This is a genomic window from Rhodococcus sp. MEB064, assembly GCF_000834565.1.
In the GTDB taxonomy this organism is placed as follows: domain Bacteria; phylum Actinomycetota; class Actinomycetes; order Mycobacteriales; family Mycobacteriaceae; genus Rhodococcoides.
The window spans coordinates 39,126-65,282 of the sequence record NZ_JXQS01000009.1; the positions used below are offsets into that span (position 1 = coordinate 39,126).

Below are 26,157 nucleotides of genomic sequence, written 5' to 3' on the forward strand. Positions count from 1 at the left end.
GTGGCTGAATGACGGCATGGGTTACGACGAGGTCTTCCTGTCCGCCACGGCACTGCCGATCCCGACGAGGCCGGCGCTGACCACCCTCACGTACACGCACTTCTCGGTGTCGATGGATACCTCGCGGCGCCTCGCCGCGGTCACCGCGGTGAACATCGACGGCGCAGCCCTGCGTGACGTCGAGCGCGGGGACGACTGGCGGCTCGATCCCCGCCTGCCGACGACGCAGCAGGCGGGCCCGGAGTTGTACGCGAACAACGACATCGACCGCGGGCACCTCGTACGACGACGCGATCCCGTGTGGGGCACGCGCGACGTCGCGGAGCAGGCCAACGAGGACACCTTCCACTACACCGTGTGCGGACCGCAGACGGCGACCCTCAACCAGTCCAAGGAACTGTGGTTGGGCCTCGAGGACTACGTGCTCGAGCACGCACGGGAGTACGGACAGAAGATCTCCGTGTTCAGCGGCTGCATCTTCGCCGACGACGATCCGGTGTACCGCGGCATCGCCATCCCTCGGCGCTTCTTCAAGATCGCGGCCTGGTGGCAGGACGACGTGCCGGCCGCGACCGGCTACGTGCTGGATCAGTCGGAGTCGTTGGCGCCCATCCTCGAACGCGGCGTCCTGGCCCGCGACATCCCTCCGCTCGGGGCGTACCGCACGTATCAGGTGCCCGTCGCCGACATCGCCGCCGCAACCGGTCTGGCGATGGCGGATCTGACGGCTGCGGATCGCCTCGCGCTCGTTCCCGGCGTCCGGCCCGTGGAGTGGCGCGAGATCGAGAGGGCCGACGACCTGGTGTGGTGACCCTGTCAGCCCTCGTCCCCCCGGCGAGTACGTCCATACTGTCGTGGCGACCAGCAGAATCACGACATTATCGGCGTACTCGCGGGGACGGGGTGGGGACTTTCCCGAGCTAGAGAACGACGTTCACCATCCGGCCGGGTACGACGATGACCTTCTTCGGGGCCTTGCCGTCGAGAAGCGCCACGATCTTCTCGTCCGCCAGTGCCACGGCCTGCACGTCCTCCCGCGACGCGTCGGCAGCGACGGTGATGCGCGAGCGCACCTTGCCGTTGACCTGGATCGGGTAGTCGACCGTGTCGTCCACGAGCCACTTCTCGTCGACGGTCGGGAACGGGCCGTGCGCCAGCGACTCGGTGTGGCCCAACATGTTCCACAGCTCCTCCGCGATGTGCGGCGCGAGCGGTGCCAGCATCAGAACCAGCGGCTCGACGGCCGAACGGGGAGCGCCGGCGGGGTACTCCTTGGTCAGATGGTTGGTGAACTCGATGAGCTTGGCACCGGCCGTATTGTCCCGCAGCGCAGCGTAATCCGCGTCGACACCCTCGACGGTACGATTCAGCGCCTTGAGAGTCGCATCGCTGGGCGCCCCGTCGGTGACACGGACCGCGCCGGTCTCCTCGTCGACCACCAGACGCCACACGCGCTGCAGGAATCGCTGCGCGCCGACGACGTCCTTCGTCGCCCAGGGGCGCGAGGTGTCCAGCGGCCCCATCGACATCTCGTACATGCGCAGGGTGTCGGCGCCGTACTCGGCGAAGATCTCGTCGGGTGAGACCGAGTTCTTGAGCGACTTGCCCATCTTGCCGTACTCGCGGTTCACCTCGGCGCCCTGGAAGAAGTACTTCCCGCCCTCTTCCGTCACCTCGTCCGCCGGGACGTAGACGCCGCGCGCGTCGGTGAAGGCATACGCCTGGATGTACCCCTGGTTGTACAGGCGGCGGTACGGCTCCTTCGAGCTGACGTGTCCCAGATCGAAGAGCACCTTGTGCCAGAACCTCGCGTACAGCAGGTGCAGCACAGCATGTTCCACACCGCCGACGTACAGGTCGAGGCCGCCCGGATCGTTCTCGCCGTGGATGTCCGGACGCGGGCCCATCCAGTACGCCTCGTTCTCCGGCGCGCACATCTGCTCGGAGTTGGTGGGGTCGATGTAGCGCAGCTGGTACCACGAGCTTCCGGCCCACTGCGGCATGACATTGGTGTCACGCGTGTAGGTCTGCAGACCGTCACCGAGGTCGAGCTCGACGTTCACCCAGTCGGTCGCCTTCGCCAGCGGGGGAGACGGTTCACTGTTCGCGTCGTCGGGGTCGAACGAGACGGGAGCGTAGTCCTCGACCTCCGGGAGTTCGACGGGCAGAATCGATTCCGGCAACGGGTGCGCCTTACCGTTCGCGTCGTACACGATCGGGAACGGCTCACCCCAGTAGCGCTGACGCGCGAACAGCCAGTCACGCAACTTGTACTGGATGGTGCCCTTGCCGTGGCCGTCCTTCTCCAGGTGCTCGATGACCCGCGTCTTCGCGGCGTCCACGTCGAGTCCGTCGAGGAAGCCGGAGTTCACCAGCTCACCGTCGCCGGTCCACGCGGACTCGTCCACGTCCCCACCCGAGATGACCTGCACGACAGGCAGTCCGAACTTGGTGGCGAACTCCCAGTCGCGCTGGTCGTGACCCGGAACGGCCATGATCGCGCCGGTTCCGTAGCCCGTCAGCACGTAGTCCGCGATGAAGACCGGCACCGACGCGCCGTTCACCGGGTTCACGGCGAAAGCCCCGGTGAACACACCGGTCTTCTCCTTGTTCTCCTGGCGCTCGAGGTCCGACTTGGCTGCGATCGCACGACGGTATGCACCGACTGCGAGGACGGGAGTTCCCTCACCGTGCGTCCACCGCTCGTCCGTGTCCACCGGCCAGGCGGCAGCCGTGATGTCGTCGACCAAGGGGTGTTCCGGGGCCAGCACGACGTAGGTCGCACCGAACAGGGTGTCGGGCCGTGTGGTGAACACGTCGATGTTCGCGGTACCCGACCCGTGGGGCAGACCCGCTTCGAAGGTGACCTCGGCGCCGCGGGACCGTCCGATCCAGTTGCGCTGCATCGTCTTGACCTTGTCCGGCCAGTCGAGCAGATCCAGATCGTCGATCAGACGATCGGAGTAGGCGGTGATGCGCATCATCCACTGGCGCAGGTTCTTCCGGAACACGGGGAAATTTCCACGGTCACTGCGACCGTCGGCCGTGACCTCCTCGTTGGCCAGCACGGTTCCGAGGCCCGGGCACCAGTTGACCAGCGAGTTGGACTCGTAGACCAGCCGATGACCGTCCAGGACGTCGCGGCGCTCGGACACCGACAGGGACTCCCACGACCGCCCGTCGTCGAGAACCCGCTCGCCGGAGGCGAATTCGGCCTCGAGCTCGGCGATCGGACGTGCCGTGCCTGCCTCGGTGTCGTACCAGGAGTCGAAGATCTGCAGGAAGATCCACTGCGTCCAGTGGTAGAAGTCGACGTCCGTCGTCGCGAGCGAGCGACGCGTGTCGTGACCGAGGCCCAGCCGCCCGAGCTGTCGGCGCATGTTCGCGATGTTCGCCTCGGTGGTGGTGCGAGGATGTGTGCCCGTCTGCACGGCGTACTGCTCGGCGGGTAGACCGAACGCGTCGTACCCGAGGGTGTGCAGCACATTGCGGCCCTGCATGCGGTGGTAGCGCGCGAACACGTCCGTCGCGATGTAGCCGAGCGGGTGGCCGACGTGCAGACCGCTGCCCGAGGGATACGGGAACATGTCCTGGACGAACAGCTTGTCCGACGGCACCTCGCCGGCCAGGTCGCCCACCGGATTGGGCGCGTCGAACGTGCCCTCGGCGGCCCACCGCTCCTGCCACCGCGACTCGAGGGAACCCGCCAGGTCCGCGGTGTAGCGGTATCCAGGGGTCGTGTCGGGGGAGGCGTCGCCGTGTTCACTCACCCGACCAGCGTAAAGCGTGACCATGCGCACGCGAACGCCCGGCCACGAGGCCGTAAAGTGGTGTACGTGATTGTCGTGTCCGTGATCCTTCTGCTCGTACTCCTCGTGGGCGCTGTCGCGCTGGGCACGGTGGCGTTCCTCGGCCTGGGTGGCCGGCTGAAGCGCAACTCCGTCGCCGGAGTGCGCACCGAAGCCAGCATGCGGTCCGACGAGACGTTCGCCGTCGCCAACAAGGTGGCAGGCCCGACGACCGCTGCTGCAGCCGTCCTGCTGCTGATCGGAGCGGTGGCGACCATGGCCCCCGGTGGCGTGTTCGGTGTCGTGGCCGCCGTCCTGACCACCGTCGCCGCCCTGGTGACCGCTGCCTACGGCGGCGCCATGGGCACCCGTGCTGCTGCGGCCGTCCCCGTCGAGGAGACCGGCGGATGCGGACACAGCTGCATCTCGTGCAGTCTCAAGGACGCGTGCCAGCCGTCCTGACGTGGCGTTCTCCCTGACCGGCACCGTCAAGGCGCTCGACGGCTTCGTCCTTGCGATCTTCGCTGCTGCCATCGCGGCGACCGTGTTCCCGGTCTCGGGCACCGCAGCCGACGTGCTGTCGTGGGTCACCACTGTCGGTATCGCGCTGCTGTTCTTCCTCTACGGAGTTCGACTGTCCCCCCGCGACGCCATGGACGGCGTTCGGCACTGGCGGCTGCACGGAGTGGTTCTCGCCTGCACGTACCTGCTGTTCCCGCTCCTCGGGCTCGGCCTACGGGTGCTCGCGCCGGGACTGCTGACCGACGATCTGTACACCGGGATGCTGTACCTCTGCCTGGTGCCGTCCACGATCCAGTCGTCGATCGCCTTCACTTCGATCGCCCGCGGCAACGTCGCCGGTGCCGTCGTCAGCGCGTCGCTGTCCAACATCGTCGGAGTGTTCGCGACGCCGCTGCTGGTGGTCCTTCTGATGAGCACGACGGGCGGAGCGAGCATCGACGCCGGGTCGATCGTCGACATCATGCTGCAGCTCCTGCTGCCCTTCGTGGCCGGACAGTTCGCCAGGCGATGGCTTGTCGGATGGGTGGCCCGGCATCGGTCCACCACCCTGCTCGTCGACCGCGGATCGATCCTCCTGATCGTCTACGCCGCGTTCAGCGCGTCGCGCGTCGACGGAGTCTGGGCTGCCACCACGCCGTGGCAGATCGTGGCGGTGGTGCTCCTGTGCAGTGCCCTGCTCGCTGTCGTCCTCGCCGCGACTGCCGGGATCGCGCGCGCGGCGCGTATGTCCCGCGCCGACCGCATCGTCGTGGTGTTCTGCGGGTCGAAGAAGAGCCTGGCCAGCGGCATCGCGATCGCGTCGGTGCTCTTCGTCGGGCAACCCGTCGGAGTGATCGTTCTACCCCTGCTGGTCTTCCACCAGATCCAATTGGTGGTGTGCGCTGTCCTCGCCGGTCGCTACGAACGCCAGGCGATCACGGACGCTGCTGCATCGACTTCCTGATCTCGTCGAGGCGAGCCTTACCGGCGCGCTCCCGCTCGGCGAACTTCTCCGCCTCGGTTCGACCGATCGCGCTCTCGGCATCCAGCTCGGTAGACCCCACCGCGCGCCCCGAACGCCCGTCGATTCGCTCTCGCACCGCGTCGAACGTGGGGACACCGGCGTCGGTGAAGCCCGGGTCTGTCGGAACCTGCGGGATGTCCGTCACCGACGGCGTGCGCGGCACGATGTCGGGGTCGACCGACGCCTCGGGAGTCAGAGCCACGGCAGCGTCGTGCACCGCGCGCAGCGCCGGTCGAGCACTCGTGAGGGCGACCACGAGGTCCAGGACCTCGGCATCCGGCAACGACGCGGCCTGGTCTGACGAGAAGTCGGTCATGTCATCAGGGTAGGCCGGGGCGCCACGGTGATCGTGGACTTCCGACCCCGGAAAGCGGGGCGAGGAGTCCACGATCCCGCCGTCACGGCGTCGGCATGCCGCCGTTGACGTTCAGCGTGTCGCCGGTGACGTACCCCGACTCGGCCGACGAGAGGTACACGTAGGCACCGGCCAGCTCGGCGGGCTGACCCGCGCGACCGAGGGGTGTCTCCTGCCCGAATTCCGGCAGAGCCGAGGTGGGCTGGCCTCCGGACGCCTGCAACGGTGTCCAGAACGGTCCGGGCGCAACGACGTTGACCCGAATTCCGCGGGGAGCCAGCTGCTGAGCCAACGCCTTGCTCATCGTGTTGATCGCCATCTTCGTCGTCGCGTAGTCGACGAGTCCCGGCGACGGCGTGTACGCCTGGATCGAACTGGTGTTGACGATGGTCGATCCTGCCGGCATGTGCGGAACCGCTTCCTGGATGATCCAGAACAGCGCGTACACGTTGGTCTTGAACGTGGCGTCGAACTGCTCCGGGCTCAGATCCTCGAGCTTCTCGACGAACTGCTGCTTGCCGGCGACGTTGACCAGCAGATCGATACCACCGAACTTCTCGACGGTGGTCCGCACGATGCCACGCGCCGCCTGCTCGTCGGTCAGGTCCGCAGGAGCCAGCACTGCGGTCCTCCCGGCGGTACGCACGAGTTCGGCGACCTCCTGCGCGTCCTTCTCCTCCGACGGCAGGTAGTTGAGCACCACGTCCGCGCCCTCGCGGGCAAGTGCGATCGCAACCGCACGACCGATGCCGCTGTCCGCTCCCGTGACCAGCGCCTTGCGACCTGTGAGGCGCCCTGTTCCCCGGTACGTGCGCTCACCGTGGTCGGCCTTCGGTTCCAGATCGGAGGCCAGGCCCGGCGGATCCTGATGCTGCTCGGGGTATCCGTCCTGGCGGTACTGGCTGACGGGATCGGTGAACGTGTACTGGTCTGTCATGGCTGCCGAGTGCCCGCGCACGACGGGGTGCCAAACCGCGCAGCCGGGTGTCGTCCGAGACATCGCCGGGTAGTCGATGTGCATGGCACCGAAGTTTCCCGGCGCAGGCACGTTCGTCCCGCCCTCGACCGACCTCTCGGCGCTGGCACTCGCCGCCCGAAGCTGTCGTGGATGTGATCTGTGGGAGCCTGCCGAGCAGACCGTGTTCGGCGCCGGAACCGCGTCGGCACGCATGATGTTGATCGGCGAACAGCCCGGCGATCAGGAGGATCGACGCGGACAGCCGTTCGTCGGGCCGGCCGGCGCCTTGCTGAACCGGGCGCTCGACGAGGCCGACATCGATCGTGAGCTGACGTACGTGACCAACGCCGTCAAGCACTTCAAGTTCGTCCGTGCGGACAGGGGTCCGCGGCGCATCCACAAGAAGCCGCTGAGGTCCGAGGTGGTGGCGTGCCACCCGTGGTTGGAAGCGGAGATCCGTGCCGTCGACCCGTCGGTCGTCGTGCTGCTCGGCGCCACCGCCGCACAGGCCATGATGGGCACCGCCTTCCGTATCGGCACGGATCGGGGCCGTGTCCTCGAGCTCGGTGACGCGAAAGCTGTTGCGACGGCTCACCCGTCCGCCGTTCTCCGGGCACCCGACGACGAGCGCGCCGCGGCGTTCGCGGCACTGGTCGACGACCTTCGGGTGGCAGCTCGGCTGCTGGTCTGACGAGCCGATCCGAGTCGCTGCTCGCCACTGCCGCGTAGCGTGACTGCGTGACGACTTTCGAGAACGACGGAACGATCGCGCCTGCGTACACCGGCCGAATCGCGAACGACCCTGTTCCCGCGCTCCGACTTCCCGACGATCGCATGGACCCCGCCGCGGCGTACCGATTCATCCACGACGAGCTGATGCTCGACGGGAGTTCACGACTCAACCTGGCCACGTTCGTCACCACGTGGATGGAACCCGAAGCCGAGAGGCTGATGGCCGAGACGTTCGACAAGAACATGATCGACAAGGACGAGTACCCCGCCACCGCGGCCATCGAGGAGCGATGCGTCAACATGGTGGCCGACCTGTGGAACGCCCCGTCCCTCGTGCACACCGATCCGGCGTCCGCCACGGGCGTATCGACCGTCGGCTCGTCCGAGGCGGTCATGCTGGCCGGTCTCGCGTTGAAATGGCGGTGGCGTGCACGACGCTCCGCGGCGGGTGCAGACACCTCGACGCCCAATCTCGTTCTGGGAACAAATGTCCAGGTGGTCTGGGAGAAGTTCTGCCGGTACTTCGACGTCGAGCCGAAGTATCTCGACATGGAGCCCGGCAGGTACGTCATCACAGCGGAGCAGGTGCGTGATGCCGTCGACGAGAACACCATCGGCGTCCTCGCCGTCCTGGGCACCACCTTCACCGGTGAACTCGAACCGGTGGAGGAGATCGCCGCCGTCCTCGACAGGGTGGCAGCCGACGGCGGCCCGGACGTTCCCCTTCACGTCGATGCGGCCAGTGGCGGATTCGTCGTCCCGTTCCTCGACCCCGACCTGCTGTGGGACTTCCGGATTCCCCGTGTGAAGTCGATCAACGCGAGCGGCCACAAGTACGGCCTGACCTACCCCGGACTGGGCTTCGTCGTGTGGCGGGAGAAAGAGGATCTGCCGGACGATCTGGTCTTCCGCGTGAACTACCTGGGCGGCGACATGCCCACCTTCACTCTCAACTTCTCCCGGCCGGGGAACCAGGTGGTGGGCCAGTACTACAACTTCCTGCGCCTGGGCCGCTCCGGCTACACGGACGTGATGACCTCGTTGCGCAGCACCGCGACGCGCGTCGCCGATCATCTCGGTACCCATGACGTGGTGGAGGTCATCTCCGACGGATCCGACATCCCGGTGATCGCGTTCGCACTTCGCAAGGACTGCGGATTCACGGTCTTCGACGTCTCTCACGAACTCCGAGCGCGTGGTTGGCAGGTGCCGGCCTACACGATGCCGGCACGGGCGGAGACCGTCGCCGTCCTCAGAGTCGTTGTGCGCGAGGGATTCTCGGCAGATCTCGGCAGGATGTTCTGTGACGCCGTCGACGCCGTTCTGTCCGAACTGTCGTCGAAGGGCGACGGGCATTCGCACGCCCGCCACTTCGCCCACTGATGTGTGACGTCAGTTGGTGTCGACGTCGAGCGGATGCGTCGCCAGCATGGCCAGCGGCAGAGGTTGCCGACGCAGGACCCGCGCCCACATGTCGACCCCGGGTGGCCCGACCACATCGGATGGCAACGCGGACACCACCATCCAGTCGTCGCGCTCCAGCTCGCCGTCCAGCTGACCCAGGCTCCATCCCGAGTATCCGGCGAACACCCGCATACCTTCCACGAGCGGCGCGACGGTCGCCGGATCCGAATCCAGATCGATCATGACGACGCGGCCGTCGACGCGTCGGATACCGCGAATGTCGTCGATGACGACGCCTCGCCGCAGAGTCGCGAGGCACAGCGCGGAGTCGCGCTTGACCGGGCCACCGACGTACAGCGCCTTGGGTGTCGCGGTGAGATCGGACCACTGCGGCAACACCGTGTGCACGGCCGTGTCGCTGGGGCGGTTGATCACCACACCGAGACTGCCGGCGTCGTTGTGCTCGATGATGTACACGACGGTGCGGCGGAACGTGGGTTCGACCAACTCCGTCGACGAGACCAGCAAACTACCCGGCCGCACCACCTGATCGGCCGACGCGGTCCGGTCCTCCGGTTCTTCTGCGTGTGCCACCTCCTCATCATCGCACCGGCACGGGCACACGTGCGAGAGATGGCGAGGGAGAGTTGCTTCCGGGCAGGGATAGTGTCGGGTCGTGAGTCGAACCGAGCGGCCCGGTGCGGTCCACGCGCTGAGAGCGGTCGCTCACTCCCCGGGTGCACTCCGACTGGTCCTGCTCCGGTTCGCGTCGCAGTTCGGCGACGGCATGTTCCAGGCGGCGCTCGGCGGCGCCATCCTCTTCGACCCGCAACGCGGTGCCGACCCGGCGGCGGTCGCAGCCGGTTTCGCGGTGCTGCTGCTGCCGTACTCCCTGCTCGGACCGTTCGCTGCGCGCATCCTCGACCGGGTCGACCGTGCCACCGTCCTCGGTGTAGCGAGCACGCTGAAGGTCCTGCTCATCGCCGGTGCTACCTGGCTGCTCCTGGCGGGGGCATCCAACACGGTCGTGCTGACGACGGCGCTCGCGACGGTGGGGGCGAGCCGGTTCGTTCTCGCCGGACTGTCCGCGTCGCTTCCGCACGTGGTGCCGAGGTCGGCGCTGGTCACGACGAACGCCGCCCTGGTCACCCTGGGATCCGTCGTGTCGGCGGTCGGCGCGCTCGCAGCGGTCACCGTCCTGGGACTCGTCGGCCCGTCCGACCGGTCCACGGCCATCGCGACGGGCATCTCCGCGATCGGCGCACTTCTCGCCGCCGTCGCCGCGCGAGGGTTCGTACGGGGGCGCCTCGGACCCGACGGAACTGCCACGCGTCGTGAGGACGACGGTGGCTGGACGTCCGGCTTCGCCGCGGTTCGCCGAACACGTTCTGTTGCTGCGCCTCTGATGGGCGTCGGTGCCCACAGGATCGCGTTCGGCGTGGACACGCTCGTCATGATCCTGCTGTTGCGTGACACCGCTCGGTCGTCCATCCTCCCCGGAGGGGTGGCGGGTTTCGGCCTCACGATCGGAGCAGCGGCCGCCGGGATGTTCGTCGCTGCGATCGCGACTCCCGTGCTGCTTCCTCGGCTCGGATCGACGCGCACCGTCGTGGCAGCGCTGTCCCTCGCGGCGCTGGCGCAGACCGCGCTGGTGGCGACGTTGATTCCGGACCTGCTGATCCTCGGCGCATTCCTTCTCGGAGCGGCGGGGCAGACGGTCAAACTGACAGCCGATGCCGCGATGCAGACCGACATCCCCGACGATCGGCGCGGGCGAGTCTTCGCGATCCAGGACACCACGTTCAACGTGGCATTCGTCGGTGCCATCGCCGTCGCGGCCCTCGTGATCGGTCCGCAGTCCACAGGCGTCGACTCCACCCTCGCGACCACCTGCGTCCTCGTCGGAGCGGGCATCTACGCGCTGGCAGCCGTCGTGGCCGTGCGCCTGGTCAGCGAGCGGACCACCACGCCAGAAGTTCCTTCTCCGCGTCCTCCCGACTGAGGGGACCCCGGTCGAGTCGCAACTCCTTCAGATACGCCCAGGCCTGGCCCACCTGAGGACCCGCCGGGATCCCGAGCAACTCCATGATGGCGTTGCCGTCGAGGTCCGGCCGAACGCGTGCGAGGTCTTCCTGTTCCGCCAGGCGCGCGATGCGGTTCTCGAGGTCGTCGTACGTGGCCTGCAGCGACGCTGCCCGACGCTTGTTGCGCGTCGTGCAATCCGCCCGCACCAACTTGTGCAGACGGGGAAGCAGATCGCCGGCGTCCGTCACATAGCGTCGAACGGCCGAATCGGTCCACTGACCTTTCCCGTACCCGTGGAATCGCAGGTGGAGGAACACCAGCTGAGCGATGTCGTCGGTCATCTTCTTGGGGAACTTCAGCGCCCGCAGTCGACGTCGAGTCATCTTCGCGCCGACGACCTCGTGGTGGTGGAAGCTCACCCCGCCGGCAGGCTCGTTGCGCTTGGTGTCGGGCTTACCGATGTCGTGGAGCAGAGCCGCCCACCGAAGCACCAGGTCGGGGTCGCCGTCCTCCAGATCGATCGCCTGCTGCAGCACCGTCAACGAATGCTGGTAGACGTCCTTGTGTTGGTGGTGCTCGTCGATCTCGAGCTTCATCGCAGGGACCTCGGGCAGTATCCGAGCAGCGATGCCCGTCTCGCACAGCGCGTCGATCCCGTCGACCGCATGCTCGCCGAGGATCAGCTTGTCCAGCTCCGCCGTCACGCGCTCGACGGTGATCCGGTCGATCCTATCCGTCATGTTCTCGATGGCGGTACGCACGCGCGGAAGCATCGTGAAGCCCAGCTGCGCGACGAATCGTGCAGCCCGCAGCATCCGCAGCGGGTCGTCGTCGAACGACTCCTCGGGCAGGCTCGGTGTGTCCAGAACACCCTCGAGCAGCGCGTCGAGTCCGCCGAGGGGGTCGATGAAGTCCCCCGCGCCGTCGGCGCCGATCCGCACCGCCATCGCGTTGATCGTGAAATCGCGTCGGACGAGGTCGTCCTGCAGCGTCGAGCCGTACTGCACCACGGGATTGCGGGTCACGCGGTCGTACTTGTCGCTGCGGAACGTCGTGATCTCGATCTGTCGACCGTTCTTCACGGCGCTGACCGTCCCGAATTCGATCCCGGTGTCCCACTGATGGTCGACCCAACCGGCCAGGATCGCCTGCACCTGGTCGGGAAGAGCATTCGTCGTGAAGTCCAGGTCACTGCTCAAACGACCCAGCAGCGCGTCGCGAACACTGCCGCCGACCAGATAGAGCTCCGAGCCCGTCGCCGCGAACAACGACCCCAGCGGCGCCAGGATGTCGTCGTGAACGCGCAGGGCCACGGCGCCGGACGCGAGCAGACGTGCGCGTCGGTCCGGTTCGGTGACAGGCGGGGGAGGCACGACGCCATACCCTACCGAGGCGACTCCCTCGTGGTGCGTCCCACCGGGAGCAGGCCCTACGACAACTAGTATCGGTCGGGTGTCCGGTCCCGAGCGAGCCAAGAGAACCCGTCGCGGTGTGCGACGGCGTCCTCGTGCCGCCGCCGACCCCGCCGGCAAGCCGACCGAGAAACCGACACTCCGCACCGTTCGGGAGACATCGGCGGGCGGATTGGTCGTCGACGGACTCGACGGACCCCGGGACAAGCTCTGCGCCGCCCTGATCGGCCGGACCGACCGACGTGGGCGCCTCCTGTGGTCGCTGCCGAAGGGACACATCGAGCGCGGCGAGACACCGGAGCAGACCGCCGAGCGCGAAGTCCACGAGGAGACCGGCATCTCCGGAACCGTCCTCGCACCGCTCGGCAGCATCGACTACTGGTTCGTCACCGAGGGCCGACGCGTCCACAAGACCGTGCACCACTACCTCCTTCGATCCCTCGGCGGCGAACTGTCGGACGAGGACGTCGAGGTCACCGAGGTCGCCTGGGTGCCGCTCACGGAGCTCCGAACGCGCCTGGCCTACGCCGACGAGCGCAAACTCGCCGAGCGCGCCGGGGAAATGATCGACCAGATGGCGCACGACGCCGCCTCACCCGACACCTCACTCCGACCGGTCTCCGACCTCCCCGCCGAATGACCCGCTGTGCTCCGCCGACCCGGCGTCTCGCCGCGGTCCTGGCCACTGTCGGCATGTTCGCCTTCTCGACAGTTCCCGCCGCGGCGCAGCCCGTCGCGACCGATCCGGACTCGGCCGACACGACGCAGACGGAATTGCCCCCGGCCGACACGTCGGTGGACGGAACGTTCCTGGCCCTGTCGGTGGACGAGGTCACGCCGACCACCGTCTCGACCAGCAGTCCGCCCGTCCTGACGGTCCGCGGGACCGTCGAGAACGTGGGCGACCGCGCGGTGTCCGACATCTCGGTGCGCCTGCAGCGCGCTCCCGAAGTCCGCACGTCGGCCGAGCTCAGAACGTCGCTGACCGAGGATCAGGACCGATACGACACGGTCGGACCGTTCGAGTCGCTGACCGACGACCTACCGGAGATGTCCCTCGGCCGCGGTGATTCGCTCCCGTTCGAGTTGTCCCTGCCCCTCCGGTCCACCACCGGCGCGTCGCTCGGGCTCACCGAGCCGGGTGTCTATCCGGTGATGGTCAACGTCAACGGCAGCCCGGCCTACGGGCAGGAAGCTCGACTCGACGACGCGTCGTTCCTCCTTCCCGTGTCGGGCCTGCCGCGGGACATAAGCGTCGCCGACCCGGCGGCACCCCCAGCGGCGCCTCTTCCGCCCGACATCTCCCGTCCGGTGGCGACGACGGTGCTCTGGCCGTTGGCGGATCGACCGCACCTCGCCGCCGGTCTTCCGGGGACGGTCGGCGAGGAGGTGCGTCTGGAAGACGACCAGCTCGCGGGGTCGTTGTCCGCAGGCGGTCGCCTCGAGGGGCTGGTCTCGGCACTCGAATTCGCGACCGGACCCACCGTCGACACGGAGGGGGCGTTGTCGTCGTCGACGTGCCTCGCCATCGACCCCGATCTGCTCGTCACCGTCTCGAGCATGACGCGTGGCTACCTCGTCGTGGACGACCCGGCCGATCCGACCGGACCTGCGAGCGAGGGCAGCGGTGCGGCCGCTGCAGCATCGTGGCTCGAGCGCGTCCGCGCCCTCGCATCGAGCATGTGTGTCACCGCGGTGCCCTTCGCTCAGACGGACCTGGCCGCCGTGTCCGCAATCGCGGACCCCACCTTGACGACGGCCGCGCTGACGACGCCCTCCGACGTCGTCGACACGCTCCTGGGTGTGACATCGCGACGTGACGTGGTGTGGCCGGATTCCGGCGCCGTCGACGACGCCACCGCCGCCACGATCGCGTCGGCAGGTCGCACCACGGCCCTGATCGCACAGGATGCGGTCGACGTAGCGGGAGAGCCCGACACCGTCACGCTGACCGGCGGCGACTCCGCGACACCTCTCCGGGCAGCCCTGTACGACACCTCCGTGTCGACATCCCTGGCAGCGGTGGGCGAGATTCCGAGCACGCCGTCGACCACGCCACGCGACCAGGTGTTCGACGTCGCGGCCGATTCGCGGATCGCACGGTTGCAGGACGCGCTCGGTGCGCTGCACTTCGAAGCCCTGCAGGCCGCATCCGCTCCGGGCGCACCCGCGCTTCCGCGGTCCCTCACCATCGCGCCGCCCCAGACCTGGACGCCGGACCGCGACGAGGCCTCCGCGGTGCTGGGGACGATCGCCGGACTCATGCGCAGCGGCCTGGCCACCCCCCGGACCTTGTCCGACCTGCTGTCGGTGCCGCCGCCCCTCGAGCCGGCCACACTCGCCTATCCCGAGGCCGCGATCGACGACGGCGCCCCGTCCGATGTCCGGGACGCTGCCGGCACCCAGAACGCCCGCGTCGCCGAACTGACATCGGCCCTGATCGACGACTCCCGGGCAGCCATCTCCCCGGCCCTGTTCATGGCACCGCTTCGCGAGGACCTGCTGCGAGCGATGACGACGTCGAATCGCCGAGGGGAGCTGCACCAGGAGTCCGACGGCGCCGCCCGCCGACGCGCCGCGAACGTCACGGCCGGGCTCGACCGACTGTTCGGATCGGTCACCATCCTCGCCCCCGGCGGTGTGTTCACGCTCGCCTCGGAGGCCAGCCCGCTGCTCCTGGTGGCGCGGAACGATCTTCCGATCGGCATCACCGTCGACCTGTCCGTCGACGCGCCGGACGCGATGCAGATCGAGAACATCGGCCCGCAGCAACTCCCACCGCGCGGCAGCAGATCCTTGCAGATTCCGGCGAGGGTCAGCGATTCCCGCAAGATGGTGGTGGAGTTCTCCCTGAGTACCGGCGACGGGGCGCTGCTCGGGCAGGCGGCGACAGTCAACGTGCGGTCCAATGCGTACGGTCGTGCTTTGGCGATCATCACAGCGGGTGCGGGCGCGCTGCTCCTTCTCCTCGCGGGCCGACGGTTGTGGCACCGCTTCCGTGGGCAGCCCGATCCAGCCGACGAGCAGTAAGGACCTTCGATGACGGGGAGCATTCCTCACGGGCACCGGGACGGTGCGCCGCAGGCACCGCGTGCGCCCTGGGAGCGGGACCCCACCATGGTGGTTCCGACCAGCACTGCGCCTCCGGTCCGACGTCCGGCGGGCCCGACCCGCATACCGCCCACTCGCGGTGCCGAGGCTGCTACGCCCTCGCCGAAGTCGAGTTCGTCCCGTTTGCTGTCCGCCACGGGCGCCATCGCCTTCGCAACGCTGATCAGCCGCATCACGGGCTTCGTCAAGCAGTTGCTGCTGGTGACGGTCCTGGGTACGACAGTCGCCGCGTCGTACACGGTGGCCAGCCTGATCCCCAACATGATCGCGGAGCTGGTGCTGGGCGCTGTCCTGACCGCCATCGTCGTTCCGGTGCTGGTGCGCGCCGAGAGCGAGGATGCCGACGGCGGGCGTGCCTTCGTCCGGCGTCTCTTCACCGCAGCGCTGACCATGCTGATCGTCGCGGCAGTTCTCGCGACGGCGGCGGCGCCCATCCTGACGCGGTACGTCTTCCTGTCCGACGACGGTCAGGTGAACACCGGCCTGACCACGGCATTGCTGTTCCTTCTGCTTCCCGCGATCCTGTTCTACGGACTGTCGGCGCTGTTCACCGCGGTGTTGAACACCCGCCAGAACTTCAAGCCCGGCGCGTGGGCGCCGGTGCTCAACAACCTCGTCGTGCTGACGGTGCTGGTCCTGTACATGGTGGTCCCGGGTGAGATCTCGCTGGACCCGGTCCGGATCAGCGATCCGAAGCTGCTGGTGCTCGGAATCGGCATCACGCTCGGCGTCGTGGTCCAGGCGGTGAGCCTCGTTCCCGCTCTGCGGCGCAACAACATCGATCTCCGACCTCTGTGGGGTCTGGACGATCGATTGCGGCAGTTCGGCGGCATGGCCGTCGCGATCGTGCTGTACGTCGTGATCAGCCAGGCCGGCATGGTCTTCGCGACGCGTATCTCCTCGCACGTCGACCCGGCCGGCCCCCTGATCTACAACCAGGCATGGATCCTTCTGCAGCTGCCGTACGGCGTCCTGGGTGTCACGGTCCTGACGGCGATCATGCCCAGGCTCAGCCGCAACGCGGCGATGAAGGACACCCCGGCCGTCGTCGACGACCTCTCGGTCGCCACGCGGTTGACGATGCTGGCGCTGATCCCGGTCATCGGCTTCCTGACCGTCGCCGGCCCGCAGGTGGGCGAGGCGCTCTACGGCTACGGCAACTTCGGCTCGGCCGATGCTGCCCGACTGGGCGAGGCCGTCAGCTGGTCCGCCTTCACCCTGGTTCCGTACTCGCTCGTTCTGATCCACCTCCGCGTGTTCTACGCACGCGAACAGGCATGGACACCGACCTGGATCGTGCTCGGCATCACCGGCGTCAAGATCGCGCTGTCCGCGTTGACCCCGCTGATCGCCACCTCCGACCGCGAGGTGGTGTTGCTGCTCGGCGCGGCGAACGGCCTCGGCTACATCACCGGCGCCATCATCGGCTGGATGCTCCTGCGTCGGACGCTCGGCGATCTCCGTCTCGCCGGGGTGCGCAGAACCGTCGCGCTGACGCTCGCCGCGACAGCCGTCGGAATGGTGGCAGTCTTCGCCGCGGATCGCCTCCTCGGGCTCGACCGCCTGACCGGCCCCAGCGCCCTGCTCCGCGTCGCCTTCGACGGTTCCGTCATGCTTCTGGTCACCGGGCTCTGCCTGTACCGAGCCAGGATCCCGGAAATACAGTCCATATCGGTCGCAGTGGCCAGACGCCTCGGCCGTAAGTCCCCGGACCTGCCCGGACCTGTAACGATCGAGCCCTCCGCCACCGATCCGATGTACGCGGAGACCGAGATGATTCCGGCCGTCACCGGTTCGGACATGCCCCCGATGGGCCCGTCGACCGGGGAATTCGGTCGCGCCACCGGCACGGGACGGCTCCCGTACCCTGACAGGCGAGTGGACCCGCGGGCGCGGATCGTTCCCCGATCGTCGAGGTACGACGGTGACGAGTCGGAAACGACGATCATCCCCGCCTACACGGATCCGTTCACGACGAGAAGTGACGAAGGAGTGGCAGTGACCGACGACGAGGGTGCACGGGGGCGTACGCCGTCCGAGGCCGACGACGCCACCGGGACCGGTGGCGTCTCCACCGAGAACCGCGGCACTCCTACAGCCGACACGTCCGCTGCCGCCGAGTCGACTAGCAAGGCTCCCGAGTCGGCCGAGGAACGCGTCGAGGACGCCGAATCGGGCGTTCTCGACACCGGCGTCGTTCCTGTCGGGTCACCTACTCTTCCGCCCGCCGTACCGGCCACCGAGTCGCCTCGGACGCCGGTGCGTGGCCCCAAGTTGATCCCCGGTGCATCCGTCGCCGGCGGTCGGTACCGGCTGCTGGCTCCGCACGGCGGCGCCCGCGGTCTGAAGTTCTGGCAGGCACACGACGTCAAGCTCGACCGTGAAGTGGCACTGACGTTCGTCGACGCCGATCAGCAGGCCACCGGTGAGGGAGACGAGCGGACCGACGGTCCCCAGGCCGTGCTGTCCCGCACCCTGCGTCTCGGTCGGATCAACTCTCCGGGTCTGGCCCGTGTCCTCGATGTCGTGCGCGGCAGCTCGGGCGGCATCGTGGTCGCCGAATGGACCCGTGGCCGCTCGCTCCGAGAGATGGCCGAGACGGAACCGTCTCCGTTCGGCGCCGCCAACGCCATCAAGTCGCTCGCCGCCGCAGCCGAAGCCGCTCATCGGGGTGGTGGGGCACTGTCGATCGATCACCCCGACCGCGTCCGCATCAGCATCAAGGGCGACGCCGTCCTCGCTTTCCCGGCCACGTTCGGCGACGCCGATCCCGGCTCCGACGTCCGCGGCCTGGGCGCCATGCTCTACGCCCTGATCACCGCGCGCTGGCCCCTGGGCGACTCGTCCGGCCCGGCCACCGTGGGCGGGATGCGGATCGCCGACCGCACCGCGTCCGGTGCCGCAGTCGAGCCACGGGAGTTGCGTCCGGACGTACCGTTCGAGATCTCCGCGGTCGCCGTCCGGGCTCTCGAACAGAACAGTGGCATCCGCACCGCGGCCACCGTTCAGCACATCCTCGGTCAAGCAGCCGTCGTCAACGAGAAGACGGAAATGATCCCGGCGTTGCGACTCGGTCAGAGGCCTCCGGGCGCGAGCGGTCACGCGTTGGCGGACCCGGACGATCAGCAGCCGGCCCAGCGATCGAATCTGATGGTCGCTGCGCTCGTCGGACTGGCCGTGCTCACGGTCGTCGTCCTCGGACTCGTCGGGTGGTGGCTCGCGAACCTGCTCTCGGGTGGTGGCACGGACGAACCGCTCACGGAGCAGAACTTCGGTCTGACCACGTCGGCGTCCGCTCCTGCAGCACCGGGCGAGCCTGCCCCCGCGCCGACCACCGTGCCCGCGGCGATCTCGTCGGTCGACGTCTTCTCGCCCCAGGGCACTGCCGACAATCCGGGTCAGGTCGACAACGTGCTCGACAACGATCCGGGGACTGTGTGGGACACGGACTCGTACTTCAACCCGTTCCCCTCCCTCAAGCCCGGCGTCGGCATCATGGCGACGCTGGCACAGCCGACCACGCTGTCGAGCGTCTACGTCAACTCGCCGTCACCGGGAACGGTCGTCGAGATCCGTTCTGCGACAAGCGCATCGCCGGACATCGACGACACGCAGCTCATCGGGTCGGCGACACTGGGCAACGGTCTGACGGACATCACCGTCACGCCCGACGGTCCTACCGAGTACCTGCTGTTCTGGATCACGGACCTCAGCAACACCGGTGGTGGAAACCAGAGCACCATCGCCGACATCGGAGCATCGACAGCCTCCTGACCGACACCATTGGTGCACGGTCACAACAGAATCCGCTGCCGGCTCGGACGGTCCGTTTCTGAGTTAGCATCCGCGCGTGCGACTAATCGGGGGAGTCGCGAGCAGTGACGCCACGGACGGCGAACTGCTCTCGGCGCACATAGCGGGGGACACAGCGGCTTTCGCCGTGCTCTTCCGGCGCCACCAGGACCATCTGTGGCTCACCGCCAGGCGAGCCAGTTACTCGGCCGAGGACGCCGCTGACTCGCTCCAGGAAGCCATGCTGTCGGCACATCGGACCGCCGGCGCGTTCCGTGCCGACGCGGCCGTCCGTAGCTGGCTCCACCGCATCGTCGTCAACGCCTGCCTCGACCGGATCCGGCGGAACAAGGTGCGTCCCACCGTTCCTCTCGGTGAAGAGGCTCGTGAACCACGGGATCCCACCGACAGATACGCCGACATCGATTTGTCCATCGTCGTCGAGAAGGCACTGTTCTCCCTGCCTCCGGAGCAGCGCGCTGCGATCGTCGCCGTCGACATGGAGGGGTACTCGGTCGCCGACGCAGCGGCGGCTCTCGGTGTTCCCACCGGCACGATCAAGAGTCGATGCGCGCGTGGTCGTCAGAAGCTCGCCCTCGTCCTGCAGTCGGTCCGTGCGGACGACACAGATCTCTGACGCTGTGTGGTGTTCATGATGGAACCGAGCGCACGTCGTCCGCGTCTTATCAGTCGTAGCAACCATTCGCGTTCGAGCATCCGTGGGAGGTGACCGTGAACGACCCTGCCGACGTCGATGACCTCGCCGACCCCGATGACCTTGCCGACTCCGATGCGTCCACGTATCCGGCCCACCTGGACGCCACTGTCGAGGCTCTGCGAGCCCACGGTGCCGACCACGACGCCCGCGCGGACATTCCGCTCGATGTCAGCGACCGCATCGTCGCCGCGCTGAACGCAGCACCGCTCGTCGCGACGGATCAGCTCGCGGCCCGCCGATCGCGGTCACGGCGTCACGTCACGGCGTTCGCCGCCGCTGTCGCCGTCGTGGCCCTGGGCAGTGGTGTCGGCCTCGCCGTGGCGGCACAGTCGAACCCCGGATCGGACGACACCGTCGTCTCGGCTGCGCCACCGCTCGACGACGGTACGGTCTTCTCCCTGGTCGGCTCGACGGACCGCGGACGGCTGTCGGATCCCGAACTCCTCGCCGGGTGCCTCGAAGCCAACGACCTGCCGGCAACCACGTCGCTCGTGGGATCGGGAACGGTCTCCGTGGACGGCACCGACGCGACGCTGCTGATCGTGGGGGGCGGCAGACCCGGGTCCTTGATCGCCCTGGCCGTCGGCCCGTCCTGCGGGCCGGGTAATGCCGACACCGTCTCACGTGCGCGGATCGGGTAGATCACGTCGGACGCCGTCAGGGAACAACGCTTCCTGACCTAGTGTTGTGCGCACTGTAGGGCTCAGGCCCGCCAGATCCAGAGATTCACAGACGCACATACCTCGGAAGGCGAAGATGACTACTTCGGACATCCACGACCTGATCATCGTCGGGTCCGGCCCCGCCGGCTACACCGCTGCGGTGTACGCCGCGCGAGCAGAACTGAAGCCACTCGTGTTCGAGGGCACCCAGTTCGGCGGCGCCCTGATGACCACGACCGAGGTGGAGAACTTCCCCGGCTTCCGCGACGGCATCATGGGCCCCGACCTCATGGAGCAGATGCGCGAGCAGGCCATGCGGTTCGGCGCCGACATCCGCACGGAGGACGTCGAGGAGATGTCGCTGACCGGTGACGTCAAGACCGTCACTGTCGACGGCACCGTATACCGCGGCCGCGCCGTCATCCTCGCCATGGGCGCTGCAGCCCGGTACCTCGGCGTTCCCGGTGAGCAGACCCTGCTCGGCCGTGGCGTGTCCGCCTGCGCCACCTGTGACGGCTTCTTCTTCCGCGACCAGGACATCGCCGTGATCGGCGGCGGCGACTCGGCCATGGAGGAAGCCACCTTCCTCACCCGTTTCGCGCGATCGGTGACCATCGTTCACCGCCGCGAGGAGTTCCGGGCGTCGCGCATCATGCTCGAGCGCGCCAAGGAGAACGAGAAGATCACGTTCGTCACCAACGCCGATGTCGTCGAGGTGCAGGGCAAGTCCGGTGTGACGGGTCTGAAGATCCGCGACACCCGCTCCGGTGAGGAACGCGTCCTCGATGTCACCGGCGTGTTCGTCGCCATCGGCCACGATCCCCGCTCCGAGCTGGTCCGCGGACAGGTGGACCTCGACGAGGGCGGCTACGTCCGCGTGCAGAATCCCACCACGTCGACCTCCATCGACGGTGTCTTCGCCGCCGGTGACCTGGTGGACCACGTCTACCAGCAGGCCATCACGGCTGCCGGTACCGGATGTTCGGCCTCGATCGACGCGGAGCGCTGGCTCGCCGATCAGGGCGACATCACCGAGAACACCCTCGAGAACGCCGATCGAGACGTGGACGCCGTCAGCGTCTGATTCGCATCCGAAGTCCGTACCACCGAAGGAGCATCACATGTCCGACAAGAACACCGTCACCATCAGCGACGACACGTTCGCGGCCGAGGTCCTGCAGAGTGAGAAGCCCGTTCTCGTGGACTTCTGGGCCACCTGGTGCGGCCCGTGCAAGATGGTCGCCCCCGTACTCGAAGAAATCGCCGGGGAGCATGCCGACAAGCTCACCATCGCCAAGCTGGACATCGACGCGAACCCGCAGGCCGCTCGTGACTTCAAGGTGATGTCCATCCCGACCATGATCCTGTTCCAGAACGGTGAACCGGTGAAGACCATCGTCGGCGCCAAGGGCAAGGCTGCCCTGCTCCGCGATCTCGACGGCGTCATCGCCTGACCTGCACCCGAGCACATCAGCCGCGCCCGGCCTGTCCATGACACGCCGGGCGCGGCTGCGTTCGGACCCGGGCTCGATTGTCGGAGGAGCATGATCTTCTGAAACAATCCTCTACTGAACTACCACCGAGACGCGTTCACGAAAGGTCGACGAGAGAATGAAACCACTCCGCCACGGCGATCGCGGTCCAGCCGTCGCGGAGATCCGGGACATCCTCTCGGGCCTCGGATACCTCACACCCACCGACGGCTCCGACCAGCGCCCGTCGTCCACATGGACGGACACGGACGTCCTGTTCGACCTCCCGCTCGGCGACGCCGTACGTGCGTTCCAGCAGCATCGAGGCCTCCTCGTCACCGGTGAGGTCGATTCGGCGACGTACCGGTCGGTGAAAGAGGCGTCGTTCCGACTCGGTACACGGACGCTCATCTACCAGCTGTCCGCTCCGCTGTACGGCGACGACGTGGCGACGCTCCAGCGGCGCCTGCAGGAACTCGGCTTCTACAACGAGCGTGTCGACGGCTTCTTCGGCGGACGTACCCACGAGGGCTTGTCCTCGTTCCAGAGCGAAATCGGCCTGTCTCCGGACGGCATCTGCGGTCCAGCCACGCTCCGCGCTCTCGATCTGCTGGGTACGCGCGTCACCGGCGGTTCGCCCCATGCCATCTCCGAGGAAGAACTCGTGCGCCGCTCCGGTCCGCAACTGACCGGTAAGCGGATCGTCATCGACCCGGGCCTCGGCGGTGACCACACCGGCGCGACCGTCGACACTCCTCACGGACCGATCACCGAGGAGTCCATCCTCTGGGACCTGGCCGGCCGTCTCGAGGGCCGTATGGCCGCCACGGGTATGGAGACGTACTTCTCACGGTCCCGCGCCGTCGATCCGACGACTGCCGAGCGAGCCGACACGGCGAACGGTATCGGCGCCGACCTGATGATCTCTCTGCGCTGCAGCACACACAGCAGCCCGAAGGCCCACGGTGTGGCCAGCTTCCACTTCGGCAACTCGCACGGATCGGCGTCGCTGATCGGCCAGGTGCTCACCAGCTACATCCAGCGGGAGATCGTCGCGCGGACCCCCCTGCAGGACTGCAGGAGCCACGGCAGAACGTGGGACATTCTCCGACTGACCAACATGCCCACCGTCCAGTTGGATCTGGGCTACCTCACCAACTCCGAGGACGTCGCCGTGTTGGCGGATCCTCGGATGCGCGACATCCTCGCGGAAGCAATCCTTGTCGCGGTGAAGCGGCTGTACCTTCTGGGCCAGGACGATCAGCCCACCGGAACCTTCACGTTCGCCGAACTCCTGGCGTACGAGTTGTCGGTCGCCGAGCGCGCGTAGGCCGCACTCGCCTCAGCGCGCTCCCACGGGAACGCGTGCGTCTGCTTCGACCACCGTCAGCGCAGCTGCTTCCAGAAGGCGCTCGAGGGCTGCCTCGACGTCTTCCTTCCACCCGTGGTCTCGATCGAGCTCGAGGCGCAGGCGCGGGAATCGATGGTGCGGTGCGATGACCTCGAATCCGTACTTCTCCAGGAAGTCCGCGTCGATCATGCACGTGAGTTCGCCGCAAGGCCGCTCACCGATGCCGAGGTATCGGCTCTCCTTCTCGTCGTCGTCGAGCCGGATTCCGAAGACCTCGAGAGCACGCACTCCTCGGTTGATCAGATCGCGCACTGTCGCGTGCATGAGTGCTTCACGGATGTCGTCCCCGTCTTCTGCCGCCAACGGTGAGTACAGCGACGTCAGCAGAACCGCGTCGGGACTGACGGGCGCGGTAGGGAAGTGTGCGGCGCGGGGTACCGCTCGTGGAGGGGCGTACAGGGCGCACCCGACAGCATCTGCCGCGACCGGCACATCCGAGCGTGCGGCTCCGGTAGCCACCTGACCACACGGACCCCATTCGAGCATGACCATCGACAGCCATGCTTCCTTCTCGAATTCGGAATCCACCAGAGCGGCGGTCGATGCGGCCGCGGGATCCATCGTCCAGAAGACGCAACTGCGGTCATGTGCCGGCAGCGAATCGAACCCGCCGAGCGTGAGTGTGGAGACGACGATGGACACGCGTGTTCTCAGCCTCCGTACCCCGACTCACAGCAACCTTCGGCCGCCGCGACTGTGTAGATCTCTCCCAGGATAAGCGATGGAGCCGAGCCGAGCGACGCCCCGATGAGGGAATTCGTAATCACCTGCTGCACAGCATGATTCGGCTAGACAGTCGTATTAACGTCACAGTGACGAATCGTTCCGGTGTGGCCTTACCTGCGAACGACGACGTCAGGACGACTTCTGGCGCTCCATCATCTCGACGATCCGTTCCAGGTCGTCCACCGACCCGAATTCGACCACGATCTTCCCTTTTCGCTTACCCAGGCTCACGGTCACGCGGGTATCGAACGACTCCGACAGGCGCTCGGCGACGTCTTGCAGCCCGGGCATCTGGATCGGCTTGCGCCGCGGTGCGGGACCGGGAGCGCTCGGCTCCTGGCGGTTGGCCAGGGTCACCGCTTCTTCGGTCGCCCGTACCGACAGACCCTCGGCCACGATGCGCTTGGCCAGTTCCTCCTGCGCGTCGGCGCCTGCGTCGAGGGACAGCAGTGCTCGGGCATGTCCCGCCGACAACACACCGGCAGCGACCCGTCGTTGGACCGGAATCGGCAGTCGGAGGAGTCGGATCATGTTGGTGATGACGGGCCTCGAGCGACCCAATCGAGTGGCCAACTGCTCGTGGGTGACGTCGAATTCTTCGAGCAACTGCTGATACGCCGCGGCCTCTTCGAGAGGGTTCAGTTGCACACGATGGATGTTCTCCAGCAGCGCGTCGCGAAGAAGGGTGTCGTCCGCGGTCTCGCGAACGATGGCAGGGATTGCCTCGAGGCCGGCCTCCTGGCTCGCTCGCCATCGGCGCTCACCCATGACCAACTGATAGCGATCGGGCCCGACTTCCCGCACCACGATGGGTTGCATCAGCCCGAACTCGCGAATCGAGTGGACGAGTTCGTCCAGAGCTTCCTGCTCGAAGACCGTCCGAGGTTGCTTCGGATTCGGCTCGATCTTACTGGGTGCGATCTCGCGATACACCGCACCGGCAGGGGCGAGATCGTCCGCAGTCAACTCGGGTGCAGTCGGTGTCGGCGCTGTGGCGACACTCGGATCACCACCGATCACAACGTCAGCAGCCGCTGATCCCAGACCCGATCCCTGGCCCGGGGAGGTGGGAATGAGAGCTGCGAGGCCTCGTCCCAACCCACCCTTGCGTGTCTGGCTCATGCCTGTCCATCCTTCGCAGCGTTCATGTCGGCACTTCGTGCAGCCATCTCACGGCCGGCATCGAGGTACGACATCGCTCCACGTGAACCCGGGTCGTAGTCGATCACCGTCATTCCGAAGCCGGGTGCTTCAGACACCTTGACGCTGCGAGGAATCACCGACTTCAGTACTGCACCACCGAAGTGGCGCCGAACCTCGTCGGCCACCTGATCCGCGAGCTTCGTACGACCGTCGTACATCGTCAGGATCACCGTGGAGACATGGAGCAGGGGATTGAGATGTGCCTGCACCAGCTCGATGTTCCGGAGCAGTTGGCCCACGCCCTCGAGCGCGTAGTACTCGCACTGGATCGGAATCAGAACTTCCGTTGCCGCAACCATGGCGTTGACGGTCAGCAGGCCGAGGGACGGCGGGCAGTCGATGAGGACGAAGTCGATCTGCAGGTCGTCGAGTGCAGCACTGGACAGCGCTGTCTTCAGCCGTCCTTCCCGAGCCACCATCGACACGAGCTCGATCTCGGCACCCGCGAGGTCGATCGTTGCCGGGATACACATCAAGCGGTCGTTCTTCGGACTGCGTTGGATGGCGTCGACGGCCGTGATCTCGCCCAGGAGCAGTTCGTAACTCGAGGGGGTGCCCGACGTGTGCACCGCACCGAGCGCCGTCGATGCATTGCCCTGAGGATCCAGATCCACGACGAGGACAGACAATCCCTGGATGGCCAGAGCAGCCGCCAGGTTCACCGCGGTGGTCGTCTTGCCGACGCCACCCTTCTGGTTTGCGATGGTGAGTACTCGCCGAACAGGCGGCTTCGGCAGCGCGACCCCTCCCGGGTGCAGAACCTGACTGGCGCGTTGAGCCGCGGCGCCGATCGGTGTGTCATCGGACGTCATGGGGGAGTACCCGTACGAGTCCGATGCGCTCGGTGTTTCACGTGAAACGCC

22 protein-coding genes are annotated in these 26,157 nt (G+C 67.4%); 14 read left to right on the top strand and 8 right to left on the bottom strand.

Annotated features, from left to right (window positions below; genetic code table 11):
• The first annotated feature begins 16 nt into the window (after window positions 1-16).
• Window positions 17-811: a DNA/RNA non-specific endonuclease gene (locus tag RU01_RS05135; protein WP_042573451.1), complete on the top strand. Its 795-nt coding sequence runs from the start codon at window positions 17-19 to the stop codon at window positions 809-811.
• Window positions 812-920: 109 nt separating this feature from the next.
• On the opposite strand, the gene leuS is transcribed toward RU01_RS05135, so the two are convergent.
• The gene (leuS, locus tag RU01_RS05140; protein WP_197074691.1) at window positions 921-3,770 is read right to left on the bottom strand and encodes a leucine--tRNA ligase; all 2,850 of its coding nucleotides are present in this window, start codon (window positions 3,768-3,770) and stop codon (window positions 921-923) included.
• Between the two features lie 66 nt (window positions 3,771-3,836).
• Between leuS and RU01_RS05145 the strand changes: the two genes are divergently transcribed.
• Both RU01_RS05145 and RU01_RS05150 read left to right on the top strand, forming a co-directional pair.
• The gene (locus tag RU01_RS05145) at window positions 3,837-4,250 is read left to right on the top strand and encodes an SdpI family protein (protein ID WP_042573554.1); all 414 of its coding nucleotides are present in this window, start codon (window positions 3,837-3,839) and stop codon (window positions 4,248-4,250) included.
• Between the two features lies 1 nt (window position 4,251).
• Window positions 4,252-5,253, top strand: a complete 1,002-nt coding sequence (locus RU01_RS05150; RefSeq protein ID WP_231568601.1) for a bile acid:sodium symporter family protein — start codon at window positions 4,252-4,254, stop codon at window positions 5,251-5,253.
• Here RU01_RS05150 and RU01_RS05155 read toward each other — a convergent pair.
• Complete coding sequence (locus tag RU01_RS05155; protein WP_042573453.1) at window positions 5,225-5,629, bottom strand: hypothetical protein; 405 nt, start codon at window positions 5,627-5,629, stop codon at window positions 5,225-5,227. The two genes, RU01_RS05150 and RU01_RS05155, sit on opposite strands and share 29 nt — an antisense overlap.
• Window positions 5,630-5,711: 82 nt before the next feature.
• The gene (locus RU01_RS05160; protein WP_042573556.1) at window positions 5,712-6,605 is read right to left on the bottom strand and encodes a glucose 1-dehydrogenase; all 894 of its coding nucleotides are present in this window, start codon (window positions 6,603-6,605) and stop codon (window positions 5,712-5,714) included.
• 82 nt (window positions 6,606-6,687) lie between these two features.
• On the opposite strand from RU01_RS05160, the gene RU01_RS05165 reads away from it, so the two are divergent.
• Both RU01_RS05165 and RU01_RS05170 read left to right on the top strand, forming a co-directional pair.
• Window positions 6,688-7,317 carry a UdgX family uracil-DNA binding protein gene (locus RU01_RS05165; protein ID WP_442970450.1) on the top strand — a complete coding sequence of 210 codons (630 nt, stop codon included), beginning with the start codon at window positions 6,688-6,690 and terminating at the stop codon, window positions 7,315-7,317.
• A 47-nt stretch (window positions 7,318-7,364) separates the two neighbouring features.
• The gene (locus RU01_RS05170) at window positions 7,365-8,741 is read left to right on the top strand and encodes a glutamate decarboxylase (RefSeq protein WP_042573455.1); all 1,377 of its coding nucleotides are present in this window, start codon (window positions 7,365-7,367) and stop codon (window positions 8,739-8,741) included.
• 9 nt (window positions 8,742-8,750) lie between these two features.
• On the opposite strand, the gene RU01_RS05175 is transcribed toward RU01_RS05170, so the two are convergent.
• Entirely contained in the window at window positions 8,751-9,356 is a 606-nt protein-coding gene (locus RU01_RS05175; protein WP_042573456.1) for a YqgE/AlgH family protein, read from the bottom strand.
• An 82-nt stretch (window positions 9,357-9,438) separates the two neighbouring features.
• Between RU01_RS05175 and RU01_RS05180 the strand changes: the two genes are divergently transcribed.
• Window positions 9,439-10,764 (top strand): MFS transporter, encoded by a 1,326-nt coding sequence (locus RU01_RS05180; protein WP_042573457.1) that lies wholly within the window; start codon window positions 9,439-9,441, stop codon window positions 10,762-10,764.
• Here RU01_RS05180 and RU01_RS05185 read toward each other — a convergent pair.
• A complete protein-coding gene (locus RU01_RS05185; RefSeq protein WP_042573458.1) occupies window positions 10,712-12,160 on the bottom strand; it encodes a CCA tRNA nucleotidyltransferase in 1,449 nt (482 codons plus the stop codon). The genes RU01_RS05180 and RU01_RS05185 overlap by 53 nt on opposite strands.
• 79 nt (window positions 12,161-12,239) lie before the next feature.
• On the opposite strand from RU01_RS05185, the gene RU01_RS05190 reads away from it, so the two are divergent.
• The 8 genes from RU01_RS05190 (at window position 12,240) to RU01_RS05225 (ending at window position 23,284) form a co-directional block, all read left to right on the top strand.
• Complete coding sequence (locus RU01_RS05190) at window positions 12,240-12,839, top strand: NUDIX hydrolase (RefSeq protein ID WP_042573459.1); 600 nt, start codon at window positions 12,240-12,242, stop codon at window positions 12,837-12,839.
• Window positions 12,836-15,229: a DUF6049 family protein gene (locus tag RU01_RS05195; protein WP_042573460.1), complete on the top strand. Its 2,394-nt coding sequence runs from the start codon at window positions 12,836-12,838 to the stop codon at window positions 15,227-15,229. Before RU01_RS05190 ends, RU01_RS05195 begins: the two co-directional genes overlap by 4 nt.
• A gap of 87 nt (window positions 15,230-15,316) precedes the next feature.
• Window positions 15,317-19,084: a murein biosynthesis integral membrane protein MurJ gene (murJ, locus tag RU01_RS05200; RefSeq protein WP_442970460.1), complete on the top strand. Its 3,768-nt coding sequence runs from the start codon at window positions 15,317-15,319 to the stop codon at window positions 19,082-19,084.
• A gap of 76 nt (window positions 19,085-19,160) precedes the next feature.
• A complete protein-coding gene (gene sigM / locus RU01_RS05205; protein ID WP_042573461.1) occupies window positions 19,161-19,739 on the top strand; it encodes an RNA polymerase sigma factor SigM in 579 nt (192 codons plus the stop codon).
• 95 nt (window positions 19,740-19,834) lie between these two features.
• On the top strand, window positions 19,835-20,461 hold the full coding sequence (locus RU01_RS22030; RefSeq protein WP_156148796.1) for a hypothetical protein: 627 nt from the start codon (window positions 19,835-19,837) through the stop codon (window positions 20,459-20,461).
• A 115-nt stretch (window positions 20,462-20,576) separates the two neighbouring features.
• Window positions 20,577-21,566 (top strand): thioredoxin-disulfide reductase, encoded by a 990-nt coding sequence (gene trxB, locus RU01_RS05215; protein WP_042573462.1) that lies wholly within the window; start codon window positions 20,577-20,579, stop codon window positions 21,564-21,566.
• Between the two features lie 37 nt (window positions 21,567-21,603).
• The gene (gene trxA / locus RU01_RS05220) at window positions 21,604-21,936 is read left to right on the top strand and encodes a thioredoxin (RefSeq protein WP_042573463.1); all 333 of its coding nucleotides are present in this window, start codon (window positions 21,604-21,606) and stop codon (window positions 21,934-21,936) included.
• A gap of 157 nt (window positions 21,937-22,093) precedes the next feature.
• Window positions 22,094-23,284, top strand: coding sequence for an N-acetylmuramoyl-L-alanine amidase (locus RU01_RS05225; RefSeq protein ID WP_042573464.1), 1,191 nt, complete (start codon window positions 22,094-22,096; stop codon window positions 23,282-23,284).
• 12 nt (window positions 23,285-23,296) lie between these two features.
• On the opposite strand, the gene RU01_RS05230 is transcribed toward RU01_RS05225, so the two are convergent.
• The 3 genes from RU01_RS05230 to RU01_RS05240 all read right to left on the bottom strand — a co-directional run bounded on the left by RU01_RS05230 (window position 23,297) and on the right by RU01_RS05240 (window position 26,106).
• The gene (locus RU01_RS05230; protein ID WP_042573465.1) at window positions 23,297-24,007 is read right to left on the bottom strand and encodes a hypothetical protein; all 711 of its coding nucleotides are present in this window, start codon (window positions 24,005-24,007) and stop codon (window positions 23,297-23,299) included.
• 213 nt (window positions 24,008-24,220) lie between these two features.
• Complete coding sequence (locus RU01_RS05235) at window positions 24,221-25,213, bottom strand: ParB/RepB/Spo0J family partition protein (protein ID WP_042573466.1); 993 nt, start codon at window positions 25,211-25,213, stop codon at window positions 24,221-24,223.
• Window positions 25,210-26,106: a ParA family protein gene (locus RU01_RS05240; protein WP_231568602.1), complete on the bottom strand. Its 897-nt coding sequence runs from the start codon at window positions 26,104-26,106 to the stop codon at window positions 25,210-25,212. The genes RU01_RS05235 and RU01_RS05240 overlap by 4 nt, the downstream gene beginning before the upstream one ends.
• Window positions 26,107-26,157 lie beyond the last annotated feature (51 nt).

Excerpts from the sequence above, each read along its gene's own strand:
- RU01_RS05165 (WP_442970450.1), top strand. The coding sequence starts at position 6,688 with ATGGCACCGAAGTTTCCCGGCGCAGGCACGTTCGTCCCGCCCTCGACC.
- RU01_RS05225 (WP_042573464.1), top strand. The coding sequence starts at position 22,094 with ATGAAACCACTCCGCCACGGCGATCGCGGTCCAGCCGTCGCGGAGATC.
- murJ (WP_442970460.1), top strand. The coding sequence starts at position 15,317 with ATGGTGGTTCCGACCAGCACTGCGCCTCCGGTCCGACGTCCGGCGGGC.
- RU01_RS05135 (WP_042573451.1), top strand. The coding sequence starts at position 17 with ATGGGTTACGACGAGGTCTTCCTGTCCGCCACGGCACTGCCGATCCCG.
- RU01_RS05235 (WP_042573466.1), bottom strand. The coding sequence starts at position 25,213 with ATGAGCCAGACACGCAAGGGTGGGTTGGGACGAGGCCTCGCAGCTCTC.
- trxA (WP_042573463.1), top strand. The coding sequence starts at position 21,604 with ATGTCCGACAAGAACACCGTCACCATCAGCGACGACACGTTCGCGGCC.
- RU01_RS05160 (WP_042573556.1), bottom strand. The coding sequence starts at position 6,605 with ATGACAGACCAGTACACGTTCACCGATCCCGTCAGCCAGTACCGCCAG.
- trxB (WP_042573462.1), top strand. The coding sequence starts at position 20,577 with ATGACTACTTCGGACATCCACGACCTGATCATCGTCGGGTCCGGCCCC.
- RU01_RS05155 (WP_042573453.1), bottom strand. The coding sequence starts at position 5,629 with ATGACCGACTTCTCGTCAGACCAGGCCGCGTCGTTGCCGGATGCCGAG.
- RU01_RS05195 (WP_042573460.1), top strand. The coding sequence starts at position 12,836 with ATGACCCGCTGTGCTCCGCCGACCCGGCGTCTCGCCGCGGTCCTGGCC.
- RU01_RS05240 (WP_231568602.1), bottom strand. The coding sequence starts at position 26,106 with ATGACGTCCGATGACACACCGATCGGCGCCGCGGCTCAACGCGCCAGT.